8 protein-coding genes are annotated in these 13,001 nt (G+C 60.7%); 5 read left to right on the top strand and 3 right to left on the bottom strand.

Annotation, left to right across the window (positions count from 1 at the left end):
- Nucleotides 1–56 precede the first annotated feature (56 nt).
- On the bottom strand, nt 57–965 hold the full coding sequence (locus tag JN524_RS11410; protein ID WP_202369400.1) for an EamA family transporter: 909 nt from the start codon (nt 963–965) through the stop codon (nt 57–59).
- Nucleotides 966–1,050: 85 nt separating this feature from the next.
- Nucleotides 1,051–2,676 (bottom strand): methyl-accepting chemotaxis protein, encoded by a 1,626-nt coding sequence (locus tag JN524_RS11405; RefSeq protein WP_202369399.1) that lies wholly within the window; start codon nt 2,674–2,676, stop codon nt 1,051–1,053.
- Between the two features lie 409 nt (nt 2,677–3,085).
- Here JN524_RS11405 and aceK point away from each other — a divergent pair, with 409 nt between their 5' ends.
- The 5 genes from aceK (at nt 3,086) to JN524_RS11380 (ending at nt 11,284) form a co-directional block, all read left to right on the top strand.
- On the top strand, nt 3,086–4,807 hold the full coding sequence (gene aceK / locus JN524_RS11400; RefSeq protein WP_202369398.1) for a bifunctional isocitrate dehydrogenase kinase/phosphatase: 1,722 nt from the start codon (nt 3,086–3,088) through the stop codon (nt 4,805–4,807).
- 162 nt (nt 4,808–4,969) lie between these two features.
- On the top strand, nt 4,970–8,881 hold the full coding sequence (gene hrpA / locus JN524_RS11395) for an ATP-dependent RNA helicase HrpA (RefSeq protein ID WP_202369397.1): 3,912 nt from the start codon (nt 4,970–4,972) through the stop codon (nt 8,879–8,881).
- Nucleotides 8,882–9,214: 333 nt separating this feature from the next.
- The gene (locus JN524_RS11390) at nt 9,215–10,336 is read left to right on the top strand and encodes a beta-ketoacyl-ACP synthase III (RefSeq protein ID WP_202369396.1); all 1,122 of its coding nucleotides are present in this window, start codon (nt 9,215–9,217) and stop codon (nt 10,334–10,336) included.
- A gap of 106 nt (nt 10,337–10,442) precedes the next feature.
- Entirely contained in the window at nt 10,443–11,057 is a 615-nt protein-coding gene (locus JN524_RS11385; protein WP_183781704.1) for an RNA polymerase sigma factor, read from the top strand.
- Nucleotides 11,051–11,284: an anti-sigma factor family protein gene (locus JN524_RS11380; RefSeq protein WP_202369395.1), complete on the top strand. Its 234-nt coding sequence runs from the start codon at nt 11,051–11,053 to the stop codon at nt 11,282–11,284. Before JN524_RS11385 ends, JN524_RS11380 begins: the two co-directional genes overlap by 7 nt.
- A 182-nt stretch (nt 11,285–11,466) precedes the next feature.
- Here JN524_RS11380 and JN524_RS11375 read toward each other — a convergent pair whose 3' ends face one another.
- Nucleotides 11,467–12,789 carry a putative porin gene (locus tag JN524_RS11375; protein WP_123586864.1) on the bottom strand — a complete coding sequence of 441 codons (1,323 nt, stop codon included), beginning with the start codon at nt 12,787–12,789 and terminating at the stop codon, nt 11,467–11,469.
- Between the last annotated feature and the right edge of the window lie 212 nt (nt 12,790–13,001).

Here is a 13,001-nt window from a genome sequence, read left to right as displayed (position 1 = left end):
CGTTCAACTGTAGGAGTGAGCCTGCTCGCGATAGCTATCTCAACAACGCAACGAGTCTAACCGGCGGTCGCGGCAGCAGGCTTCACAACCGCCGGCTTCAACACCAACCACAACGCCAGCGCAATCAACACCCCGCCATACAGGTGCGCCATCGACAACGGCTCATCCAGCAACAGCGCCCCCCACAACACGCCGAACGCCGGAATCATGAAGGTCACGGTCATCGATTTCACCGGGCCGATGGAACTGAGCAGGCGGAAATAGATGATGTAGGCGAACGCCGTGCAGCCCAGACCCAGGCCCAGCAGCGACAGCCAGACATTCCACCCACCCCAGCTTGCCGGAGGGGCGGTGATCATGCTGTAGCCGAACAGCGGCAACAGAAACAGCGAGGCGCCGAGCATGCTGCCCACGGCCGAGAGACGACTGTCGAGCCCGCCGCTGTGATCCAGCCAGCGCCGCGTGAGGAACCCGGCGAAGCCGTAGCAAGTGGTAGCGAGCAGGCAGGCGAGGGCGCCCATCAGCAATTGCAGATCGAACGCGACCGGACCTGCGCGCGTCAGCACGCCGACACCGAACAGGCCGAGAAACACCCCGGTCAGTTTCGCGACAGTGAGTTTTTCACTGAAAAACAGCCCGCCAATCAACACGCCCATCAACGGTGTGGTGGCGTTGAAAATTGCCGAGTAACCGGCCGGCAACACCTGCGCTGCCACTGAATACAGCGTTGCCGGAATCCCCGAGTTGATCACCCCCAGCAACATCACCGTTTTCAGTTTGCCCTTGAAATCCCAGCTGATACGCATCAGCCCGAGAATCACCAGCAGACCGACGGCAGCGATCGACACCCGAAAGAACGCGGTCGGAATGGTGCCGATCACCGGCGCAATAATGCGCATGAACAGGAAGCTCGCGCCCCAGATGGCTGCCAGCGACAGCATGCGGAAAATATCGACAGCGCTCACGGTGGCACTCCTTCCTTGATCGGGACGAGAGTGTTGCCGAGCGCTTTGTCGATGGCAACCGTCAATCGGGCATTTAATTTTTCATTCAGAGCACGAAGCGCGTCACCAGGCCGTTGAGGTCGATCGCCAGGCGCGACAGTTCCTGACTGGCAGCGGAGGTCTGGGTAGCGCCGGCGGCGGTCTGGGTCGAGAGATCGCGGATGGTCACCAGATTCTGATCAACCTCGCGCGCCACCAGCGCCTGTTGTTCGGCGGCACTGGCGATCACCAGGTTGCGCTGGTTGATCTGCGCAATCGACGCGGTGATTTTCTCCAGCGCCTGACCGGCACTGTTGGCCCGGCGCAACGTGTGGCTGGCCTGCTCGGCACTGCTTTGCAAGGCGCCGACGGTGGCGCCGGTGCCTTGCTGGATGCTGCTGATCATCAGCTCGATTTCTTCGGTGGAGTTCTGCGTGCGTTGCGCCAGGGAGCGCACTTCATCGGCGACCACCGCAAAGCCGCGTCCGGCCTCACCGGCGCGCGCCGCTTCGATGGCGGCGTTGAGCGCCAGCAGGTTGGTTTGCCCGGCGATGCCGCGAATCACCTCCAGCACCTTGCTGATGTCCTGAGCCTGAGTGGCGAGGCCTTCGGCCTGTTCCGACGCACCCAGCACTGCGCTGACCAGTTCCTGAATCGAGCCGATGGTCTCGCTGACCTGCACATGCCCGTGTTTGCTGTCCTCGTTCGAGGCTTCGGATGCCTCGGCGCTGGACACTGCGTTGGCCGCAACTTCATCCACCGCCGTGCTCATCTCGGTGACGGCGGTGGCGGCCTGTTCGATCTGATCGTTCTGCTGTTGCAGGCCACGGGTGCTTTGCTCCATCACCGAGCTCATTTCTTCGGCGGCGGAGGCCAGTTGCTGCGCCGATTCGCTGATGCCCCGGATGGTCGAGCGCAGGTTGTTCTGCATCTCGGCGAGGGCGCTGAGCAACTGCGCCGCCTCATCGCTACCGTGATCGGCAATCTGGCCGCTGAGGTCGCCGGCGGCAATTTTTTGCGCGACGGACAGGGCCTGATTGATCGGTGTGGTGATGCTGCGGGTCAGCAGCCAGGCCAGCAGCAGGGTAGCGATCAGGGCGACAACGATGATCGTCGCGACAATCCACAGCGCCTGCTGATAAACCCCGGCAGCAGCCTCGGCGGCGCTGTCGGCGCCTTGCTGGTTGAAGCTGATCATCTGCTCCAGCGTCTTGTCGAGGATCCTGCCCTGTGGCGCCAGTTCATTGTTCAAGCGGGCATAGGCCTGTTCACTTTGCCCGGCGTCGATCTGAGCGATGATCTGGTCCAGGATGCTCATGTACTTGGCGACGTCGCTATTCAAACCGTCGAGCATCGCCCGTTCCGCATCGCTGGCCAGCAGAGCGGTGTGATCCTTAAGGCGCTTGGACAATTCTTCGCGCTGCACCTTGATGATGCCTTTGCTTGTGTCGCGTACCGCCGGCTGGGTGCTGGTGATCAGGCGCAGGGATTCGAGGCGGATGTTGGCGATGTTCGCCGCCGCATCGTGAATGCTCTCGATGCTGGGCATCCACGATTCCTCGATCACCGTTGCGCTCTCACGCAGATTTTTCATCTGGCCCAGACCGAACAGGCCGACCACCACCAGCAGGGCGGCCAATACGGCAAAACTCAAACTGGCGCGCAAACCGATGCGCAGATTGCGGATAGACATCAATGTGCTCCTTGATCTATGAGGGAGAGGTCGTCCTCGTGGGCCGAGGATCTTGTTGTGAGGCGGGTGCTGGCGGGCTGTATATCAAAGTGCCACTATTTTGGTAAGACCAATCTGTGAGCAGTTCATCTCTTTCATCGGCAGGCAGGAACGCAGCGGTAAAACCGCGAGCCAGAGCGGCGGGGCATTGATTGGATCCGAATCCCAGTGAATTCGCGGGCTGGCGCGGTGCGTCAGGCGAGACCGGCAGGGCGGTTAATTGACCGAACGGTCGACTCAAAAAACTTTGATAAAAACTGTGTCGCTGTACAACCCTGCCGCGCTTTTGGCAGAAATTGCACTTCTCCTGCGCGTGCATCCGTGGCTAAGCTCAGGCACAGATTTCCACTTGCACGCCGAGGTCTCATCTATGCCGCAGCAATGGCCAGCCACCGACATCGCCCGCATGATCCTCGATGGCTTTGACGATTACCGCGAGCATTTCCGGCGCATTACCGACGGTGCGCGCGAGCGCTTCGAGCAGGCGCGCTGGCAGGAGACGCAGACCGCGTCGGCAGCGCGGATCAATCTCTACGAAGAAAAGGTCGGCGAAACCATCGCCCGCCTGCGCGAGCATTTCGACAACGAGACGCTGATGAATGTCGGCAGTTGGCCGCTGGTGAAAAGCGCTTACATCAGTGTCATCGACCTGCGTTTCGACGATGAACTGTCCGAGACCTGGTACAACTCGATTTTCTGCGGGCTGTTCAGTCACGACCTGATCAGCGACGGCTGCATGTTCATCCACACCACTCGGCCGAGCCTGCGCCGCGCCCGGGCTGCGCAAACCCGCACCTACAAGCCGCAAGGGCAGTTGTCATCGATGCTCTCCAGCATCTTTGCCGACTATCGCTTCAGCGAGGACTACGCCGATTTGCCGGGCGACCTGCAGCGCCTCGAGTCGCAACTGCGCGAGAACCTGCCGGACTGGGTGTGCAAGGACCCGGAGCTGAGCGTCGAGCTGTTTTCCTCGGTGCTGTACCGCAACAAGGGCGCCTATCTGGTCGGGCGCATCTATACCCGCGACGAGCAGTGGCCGCTGGTGATTCCGTTGCTGCACCGCGAAGGCCGCGGGATTCAGATTGACGCGCTGATCACCGACGAAGCCGATGTGTCGATCATCTTCTCTTTCACCCGTTCGTATTTCATGGTCGATGTGCCGGTGCCGGCGGAGTTCATCGGTTTCCTGCGGCGCATTCTGCCGGGCAAACACATCGCCGAGCTGTACACCTCGATCGGTTTCTACAAGCACGGTAAATCCGAGTTTTACCGGGCGCTGATCAATCACCTGGCCAACACCGACGACCAGTTCATCATGGCCCCCGGCGTGCGCGGCATGGTCATGAGCGTGTTTACCCTGCCGGGCTTCAACACCGTGTTCAAGATCATCAAGGACCGTTTCTCACCGTCGAAAAACGTCGACCGGGCGACGGTGATCGAAAAATACCGTCTGGTGAAAAGTGTCGACCGGGTCGGGCGCATGGCCGATACCCAGGAGTTCGCCGACTTCCGCTTTCCGCTGAGCAAGTTCGATCCGGCGTGCCTGGAAGAACTGCTCGAGGTCGCGCCGTCGACGGTCTCGGTCGAAGGCGATACGGTGCTGATCCGCCACTGCTGGACCGAACGCCGCATGACCCCGCTCAACCTCTATCTGGAAAACGCCAATGAAGCGCAGGTGCGCGAGGCACTGGAGGATTACGGCCTGGCGATCAAACAACTGGCAGCGGCCAACATCTTTCCCGGCGACATGCTGTTGAAGAACTTCGGCGTCACTCGTCACGGCCGAGTGGTGTTCTACGACTACGACGAGATCTGCTTCCTGACCGAAGCCAACTTCCGCCACATCCCCGCGCCGCGCACCCCCGAGGACGAAATGGCTTCCGAACCGTGGTACTCGATCGGGCCGCTGGATGTGTTCCCGGAAGAGTTTCCGCCTTTCCTGTTCGCCGATGCCGGGCAGCGCAAACTGTTCGATCAACTGCATGGCGAGTTGTATAACGCCGATTACTGGAAGGGTTTGCAAGAGGCGATTCGCGCCGGCAAAGTCATCGACGTCTTCCCATACCGTCGCAAAGGCCTCGATAACGAGTAACTCCCACTGTAGGAGCTGCCGAAGGCTGCGATCTTTTGATTTTTAAAAACAAGATCAAAAGATCGCAGCCTTCGGCAGCTCCTACAGGGGAAGCAGGTCAATCGAGGGCAAATCTGCGACAATCGCTCCCCTGCATAAACAGACGACCGAATTGCGTACCCGATGACCGACGAATCGCCCTCCATCGACAAACTGCTGAAAAACCTCGATCACGCCATGCTCGCCGACCGTCACCGGTTGCGACGGCAGTTGCTCGAGCTGCGCAAGAAACCCGACGAGGTCAAACTGGCCCAGTGGGTGGCGCGCATGCAGGCGTCCTGTGATCAGGTGCTGGCGCGCCGTGCCAGCCTGCCAGTGATTCGTTACGACGACAGCCTGCCGATCGCCGCCAAGCGCGACGAAATCAAGGCAGCGCTGGAGAAGCATCAAGTGCTGATCATCGCTGGCGAAACCGGCTCGGGTAAAACCACTCAATTGCCGAAAATCTGCCTGGAAATCGGTCGCGGCCAGCATGGCTTGATCGGTCACACCCAGCCACGCCGAATCGCTGCGCGCAGTGTCGCCAGCCGGGTCGCCGAAGAACTCGGTACGCCGCTCGGTTCGCTGGTCGGCTATCAGGTGCGCTTCGAGGATCAAAGTGATTCCAACACCCTGATCAAGCTGATGACCGACGGTATTTTGCTGGCGGAAACCCAGAACGACCGCTACCTCGAGCGCTACGACACGATCATCGTCGACGAGGCCCACGAACGCAGCCTGAACATCGATTTCCTGCTCGGTTACCTGAAAACCCTGCTGCCGCGTCGCCCGGATCTGAAAGTCATCATCACCTCGGCGACCATCGATTTGGAGCGTTTCTCCAAGCATTTCGACGATGCGCCGATTGTCGAGGTGTCCGGGCGGACTTTTCCGGTGGACACATGGTATCGCCCGCTGACGCTGGAGCAAGACGAAGAGGGCAACCGCGTCGAGGACGACCTGACCGTGGATCAGGCGATCCTCGCCACCCTCGACGAAATCGCCGCCTATGAGCGCAGAGAGCGCCGCAGCCCCGGCGATGTGCTGGTGTTCCTGCCCGGCGAGCGCGAGATTCGCGACGCTGCCGACATGCTGCGCAAGGCTCAGCTCAAACACACCGAAATCTTGCCGCTGTACGCGCGCCTGTCGCCGGCGGAGCAGCAGCGGATTTTCCAGTCGCATCCGGGGCGGCGCGTGGTGCTGGCAACCAACGTCGCCGAGACTTCGTTGACCGTGCCGGGCATCCGTTACGTGATCGACAGCGGCACCGCGCGCATCAGTCGCTATAGCTATCGCGCCAAGGTCCAGCGTCTGCCGATCGAAGCGATTTCCCAGGCCAGCGCCAATCAGCGTAAAGGTCGTTGCGGCCGGGTTGAACCGGGGATCTGCGTGCGGCTGTACAGCGAGGAAGATTTCCTCGGTCGCCCGGAGTTCACCGATCCGGAAATTCTGCGCACCAACCTCGCCGCCGTGATCTTGCAGATGCTGCACCTGCGCCTCGGTGAGATCACCGCGTTCCCGTTCATCGAGCCGCCGGACGGCAAGGCGATCAGCGACGGTTTCAACCTGCTGCAAGAACTCTCGGCGGTGGATCGCAACAGCCAGCTGACCCCGCTCGGCCGCCAGCTGGCACGCCTGCCGGTGGACCCGCGCATGGGTCGTATGCTCTTGGAAGCGGCGAAACTCGGCAGCCTGCAAGAGGTGCTGATCGTCGCCAGCGCCATGTCGATTCAGGATCCGCGCGAGCGTCCGCCGGAGCGTCAGCAAGCAGCCGATCAGGCCCACGCACAATGGAAAGACAGCGATTCGGACTTCGCCGGACTGGTCAATCTGTGGCGCGGTTTTGAAGAGCAGCGCCAGGCGCTGACCGCCAGTCCGCTGCGTAACTGGTGCCGGAAGAATTTCCTCAATTATCTGCGTCTGCGCGAGTGGCGTGACTCTCATCGCCAGTTGAGCCTGATCTGCCGCGACATGCAGCTGAGCCTCAACAAGGAACCGGCGGATTACCCGAAACTGCACAAAGCAGTATTGGTCGGCCTGCTCAGCCAGATCGGTCAGAAAACCGAGGACGGCGATTACCTCGGCGCCCGGCAGCGGCGCTTCTGGATTCACCCGTCGTCGGGCATCGGCAAGAAACGTCCGCAGTGGCTGATGACCGCCGAACTGGTGGAAACCACCAAGCTTTACGCGCGGATGGTCGCCAAGATCGATGCCGACTGGATCGAGCCGCTGGCCGGGCACCTGATCAAGAAAAACCATTTCGAACCGCACTGGGAGAAGAAGCGCGGCCAGGTCGTGGCCTACGAGCAGATCACCCTGTTCGGGCTGATCGTGGTGGGTCGCCGCCCAGTGCATTACGGCCCGGTGGATCCGGTGGTCTCGCGTGAGCTGTTTATCCGCGAAGGTCTGGTGCGTGGCGAGATTCAGTCGAAAGCCAAGTGCCTGACCGCCAACAAGCAGTTGCTCGAACAGCTCGACGAGCTGGAAGCCAAGGCTCGGCGCCGCGACATTCTCGCCGACGAAGAAACCCTGTACGCGTTCTACGATGCGCGCTTGCCGGCGGAGATTCATCAGACCGCGACCTTCGACAGCTGGTATCGGGTCAACAGTCAGAAAGACCCGCAATTGCTGATCATGCGCGAAGAAGACGTGCTGGCCCGCGAGGCCAGTGAGGTCACCGCGCGCGACTACCCGGACACGCTGCACATCGGTGATCTGGAACTGGCGCTCAGTTATCACTTCGAACCCAATCACCCGCGCGACGGCGTGACCCTGCGCGTGCCGGCACCGCTGCTGCCGATGCTGCCACCCGAACGTCTGGAATGGCTGGTGCCGGGGCTGATCGAGGCCAAGTGCATTGCGCTGGTGCGCAATCTGCCGAAAGCCTTGCGCAAGAACTTCGTGCCGGTGCCGGACTTCATCAAGGCGGCGTTGCAGCGCATGACCTTCGCCGAGGGCTCGCTGCCGCAAGCGCTCGGTCGCGAGTTGCTGCGCATGACCGGCGCACGCGTCAGCGATGAAGCATGGGCGGAAGCGGCGCAGCAGGTCGAAAGCCATCTGCGGATGAACCTGGAAATCGTCGACGGCCAGGGCAAGTTCCTCGGCGAGGGCCGCGATCTGGCCGAGCTCACCGCGCGTTTTGCCGAAGCCAGCCAGGCGGCTTTGGCGGTGCCGCAGAGTGCGAAAAGTCAGCAACCGGTGGAGGCCAAGGTCTTCGCCCCGGTGGCGGAAAAGACTCAGCAGAAGATTGCCGGATTGTCGATGACGGTCTATCCGGCGCTGGTGGAAGAGGGCGGCACAGTCAAGGAAGGGCGGTTCTCGACCCCGGCCGAAGCCGAGTTCCAGCATCGTCGCGCCTTGCAGCGGCTGCTGCTGCAGCAATTGGCCGAGCCGGCGAAGTTCCTGCGCAGTAAACTGCCGGGTATCACCGAGTTGGGCCTGCTGTATCGCGAGCTGGGCCGAGTGGATGCGCTGGTCGAAGACATTCTGCTGGCCAGTCTCGACAGCTGCATTCTGGAAGGCGAAGACCCGTTGCCGCGTGACGGCGCCGGGCTCGCCGCATTGGCTGAACGCAAACGCGGCAGCTGGACCGAACACGCCGAGCGCGTGGCGCGGCTGACGCTGGAGATTCTCAAACTGTGGCACGGCCTGCAAAAACGCTTCAAGGGCAAGATCGATCTGGCGCAGGCTGTGGCGCTGAATGACATCAAGCAGCAAGTCAGCAATCTGGTGTATCCGGGTTTCGTCCGGGAAACGCCGATGCAATGGCTCAAGGAACTGCCGCGCTATCTGAAGGCGGTCGAGCAGCGTTTCGAGAAGCTCGGTGCGCAGGTGCAGAAGGACCGGGTCTGGAGCGGTGAACTGGCCGGCCTTTGGGCGCAATATCAGACCCGCGCCGCCAAACATGCCCAGGAAGGCAAACGCGATCCGCAGTTAGAGCTGTACCGCTGGTGGCTGGAGGAATACCGGGTGTCGCTGTTCGCCCAGCAGTTGGGGACGAAAGCGCCGATCTCGGACAAACGGCTGAGCAAGCAGTGGAGTCAGGTCGAGGCCTGATCCCCAACTCCGCATCGCCCCTGTAGGAGCTGCCGCAGGCTCGGGCCGCGATCGGACGATCTTTTGATTTTGCTTTTTAAAAGATCAAGATCAAAAGATCGCAGCCTGCGGCAGCTCCTACAGGGAGTGCGTTTTGCGGGAGAAGGCGCCAAAAGCCAAGGTTTATGGCAAACTTCGCGACCATAAACGCCGTTTTCGCGACCCAGAGCCTTCGGTGAGGTCGCGATCGGAATAAAGCGATGCCAGGTCAGCGTCCCCGGACGGGAATAGACCCTTTGTGTGTTGGTACGTCGGTGCCAGCGCTTTCTGCCTGAACAGATTAGAGAAACGACCATGCATAACGTCGTCATCAGCGGCACCGGCCTGTACACCCCGGCCAACAGCATCTCCAACGAAGAGCTGGTGCAGTCTTTCAATACCTACGTCGCGCAGTTCAACGCCGACAACGCCGACGCCATCGCCAGCGGTGAAGTCCAGGCGCTGACCGAATCCAGCGCCGCGTTCATCGAAAAGGCGTCGGGCATCAAGAGCCGCTTTGTCATGGACAAGGACGGCATTCTCGATCCTGCGCGCATGGCCCCACGTCTGCCGGAGCGCTCCAACGACGAATGGTCGGTGCTGTGCCAGATGGCCATCGGCGCCGCTGAACAGGCGCTGCAACGTGCCGGCAAGGCCGCCGCCGACATCGACGGCGTGATCGTTGCCTGCTCCAATCTGCAACGCGCTTACCCTGCGATTGCCATCGAAGTCCAGGAAGCACTGGGCATTCAGGGTTTCGGTTTCGACATGAACGTCGCCTGCTCCTCGGCGACCTTCGGCATTCAGGCCGCCGCCAACAGCGTGCAACTGGGCCAGGCCCGGGCGATCCTGATGGTCAACCCGGAAGTCTGCACCGGGCACCTGAACTTCCGCGACCGCGACAGCCACTTCATCTTCGGTGATGCGGCGACGGCGGTGATCATCGAACGCGCTGACCTGGCGACGTCCAAGTACCAGTTCGACGTGGTCAGCACCAAACTGCTGACCAAGTTCTCCAACAACATCCGCAACAACTTCGGTTTCCTCAACCGCGCCGCGGAAGAGGGCATCGGTACCCGCGACAAGCTATTCGTGCAGGAAGGCCGCAAGGTGTTCAAGGACGTCTGCCCGATGGTCGCCGAGCTGATCGGTGAGCACCTGGAAGAGAACAAGCTCAACGTCGGCGACGTCAAGCGCTTCTGGCTGCACCAGGCCAACCTGAGCATGAACCACCTGATCGTGCGCAAGCTGCTGGGCCGTGAAGCCACCGAAGAAGAGGCGCCGGTGATTCTCGACACCTACGCCAACACCAGCTCTGCCGGCTCGGTGATTGCCTTCCACAAATATCAGGACGATCTGGCCAGTGGATCGCTGGCGGTATTGAGCTCGTTCGGCGCCGGTTACTCGATCGGCAGCGTGATTCTGCGCAAGCGCTGAGTGCGCCTGAAAAGATCGCAGCCTGCGGCAGCTCCTACACTGATCTCTGTAGGAGCTGCCGCAGGCTGCGATCTTTTGCTTTCGACCATCTGAAAACGAGGCATGCATGGCCGCAACGGACGACACCCAACTGCTCGAACGCCTGCTCGCGGGTGAGCAAAAGGCCTTCAAGGAACTGGTCAGTACCTACCAGAGCGCCATGCGCGCCGTGGCGTATGCCATCGTCGGCCAGCGCCATGTTGAAGAAGTGGTACAAGATGCCTGGCTTTCGGTGGTGCGCCATATCGGTAGCTTCGAAGGACGTTCCAGTCTCAAGACCTGGCTGCTGACCATCACCGCCAACTCGGCCAAGAGCCGCTACAAACAGAACCGTCGCGAAGTGTTGCTGGATGATCTGCCGTCACCCCACGGCACCATCGACGACGATCGTTTTTCTCCCGGTGACGGCCATTGGCTGGTGGCGCCGTTCGCCTGGCATCAGGACACCCCGGAAGCCTTGCTCACCGAAAGCGAATTGCGTGATTGCCTGGAGCACACTTTGCTCAGTCTGTCGGAACTGCAAAGCAGCGTGTTGCTGCTGCGCGAACGCCAGGGCCTGGAGTTGGAAGAGATCTGTAATCTTCTGGAGATCTCGCTCTCCAATGTCCGTGTGCTGCTGCATCGTGCGCGGCTGAAAGTCTTCGCCACGGTGGAGCATTTTGAGGAGACTGGCGAATGCTGACCTGCAAGGAACAAGTGGCACGCTCCAGCGATTATCTCGATGGCCAATTGAGCTTTCGCGAGAAACTGCTGGTGCGCCATCACCTGATGTTCTGCCCGAACTGTCGGCGGTTCATTCGTCAGATGCGTTTGATGCAAGCGACCCTGAAGGCGCTGCCGGAGAAGCCGCAAGAGGGTGTGGATGCGCTGGCCGAACGCCTGGCCGAGCAACGCCGTCAGGAAAAATAGAATCTCACCTGTAGGAGCTGCCGAAGGCTGCGATCTTTTGATCTTGTTTTTGAAGATCAAAAGATCGCAGCCTTCGGCAGCTCCTACAGGTTTTTTGCATCTTGCAGAAATAGCCCGGCGCGGACGCAACGAACGGATGATGGGGATCGTCCCGCCCGCGTCAGGCTAGAGGGTGACGCGTTTTAGAACTTCGCTTCCGCATCCAGCTGCAGGGTGTTGGTGTCTGCGTCACGCTGGGTACGGCTGGAGAAGTCGGCCTTGGTCAGGAAGTACGTGGCGCCGATGGCGAAGTTCTTGTCGATGTCGTAACCGACCTTGAACTTGTGTCCACGGGAACCTGTGGTGCCGTTGGCGAAGTCGGAGTCGGTGAACGCGCCGACCACGGCGTCACGCTGTACGTCACGATAGTTGTAATCCAGGTTCAGACCGAAGACTTTCGACTTGGCGCCGACCAGCCACGCGGTATCGGCGTCGGTCACGGCATCGTTGTTCTTCACGTACTGGCCGTAGAACGACAGCGGCATTGGCAGGCCACCGATGTCGATCTGGCTGAAACCTTCGTACAGGCGGAACTCGTTGTTGGCCGAGTTGCCGTTGACCGACAGCGCGCACGGTGTGGACGTCCCGGTGCAGCGGCTGTCTTCGTCGTTCTGGTAGGCGTAGACGCTGCCGCCCAAGGTCAGTTTCAGGTTGTCGGTGATCGCGAAGCGGCTGCCCAACTGGCCAGCGGTCAGGCGCAGGTCGTGGCGAAATTGCACGCCTTCGCCGTCGACGTTGTCCTTGAGGGTGTAGTTACCCAGGCTGCCGAACAGTTCGGCGCTGCTGCCCAGTGGGTATTTGTAGGTAACGGCCAGACCTTCCGGGTTGATGTCGCTATCCCAGATCACGTCACCCATGCTGACCCACGGTTGCAGCATCTTGCCGCCGATCACGTGCAGGTTCTTGATCGCGTCCGGGTGATAGTCGATATAACCCAGGTCGAGCCAGATCTGCTTCTTGTCGAAGTAGTTGTCCATGTCCTGGTTGGTCGAGCGGGCATCGTCGCCGCCGCCGGTGGCGATACGAATACCGGTGTCCACTTGCGGGTTGATCTCGGTGTAAGCACCCAGACGTGCGCGGATACGCTGGCGATCCTTGTCACGGCCACCGTTGTTGGATTCGCCGTCGATCTTGACGGTCTCCTGACGAATACGTACGTCACCCTTGAACTGGGTCTTGGCGGCCCAGGCGAGTTTCTGGTCGAAGGAGCTCAGCTCGTTGGTTTTCTTCGCGGTTGCCGCGATCTGCTCGTTGGTCTCTTGCTGCGCCTGTTGCGCGATTTGCTGGGCCTTCTGATCCTTGGCCAGTTCAGTCTGCAGTTCGACGTACTGCGCCTGGGAAATGGAACCGTTGGCCTTGAGCATGTCGAGCAGTTTGGCGTCGACTGCAGCACTGGCCGGAACGCTCATGGCCAGCAACAGGCCACCGCACAGGGCCGCCGCAGTTTTCGTGGAAGCAAGACGCATAGCAATCTCCGAAGATGAGAGGGGATGGCTGAACCATCCTGGGCACACCGACGCGCACGTCGGAAAACAGTGTCCGGGTAGAACCCGGCGCTCTAAAAACAGGAGCGAGTATCGCGATGGTTTATGACAGAGCAGTGGCTAAGTGATGTCATGTCGATGACGATACAAAGTCCTCGTGAACTATTGAGCTAGAGCACTGTCGCCCGAATGAG

This window comes from Pseudomonas sp. MWU318, from assembly GCF_016756945.1.
In the GTDB taxonomy this organism is placed as follows: domain Bacteria; phylum Pseudomonadota; class Gammaproteobacteria; order Pseudomonadales; family Pseudomonadaceae; genus Aquipseudomonas; species Aquipseudomonas putida_A.
This window is presented reverse-complemented; position numbering and strand designations above follow the sequence as displayed.

What these genes read in the sequence shown, in the direction of transcription:
- JN524_RS11380 (WP_202369395.1), top strand. Translation starts at nt 11,051, where the DNA reads ATGCTGACCTGCAAGGAACAAGTGGCACGCTCCAGCGATTATCTCGAT.
- aceK (WP_202369398.1), top strand. Translation starts at nt 3,086, where the DNA reads ATGCCGCAGCAATGGCCAGCCACCGACATCGCCCGCATGATCCTCGAT.
- JN524_RS11390 (WP_202369396.1), top strand. Translation starts at nt 9,215, where the DNA reads ATGCATAACGTCGTCATCAGCGGCACCGGCCTGTACACCCCGGCCAAC.
- JN524_RS11385 (WP_183781704.1), top strand. Translation starts at nt 10,443, where the DNA reads ATGGCCGCAACGGACGACACCCAACTGCTCGAACGCCTGCTCGCGGGT.
- hrpA (WP_202369397.1), top strand. Translation starts at nt 4,970, where the DNA reads ATGACCGACGAATCGCCCTCCATCGACAAACTGCTGAAAAACCTCGAT.
- JN524_RS11405 (WP_202369399.1), bottom strand. Translation starts at nt 2,676, where the DNA reads ATGTCTATCCGCAATCTGCGCATCGGTTTGCGCGCCAGTTTGAGTTTT.
- JN524_RS11375 (WP_123586864.1), bottom strand. Translation starts at nt 12,789, where the DNA reads ATGCGTCTTGCTTCCACGAAAACTGCGGCGGCCCTGTGCGGTGGCCTG.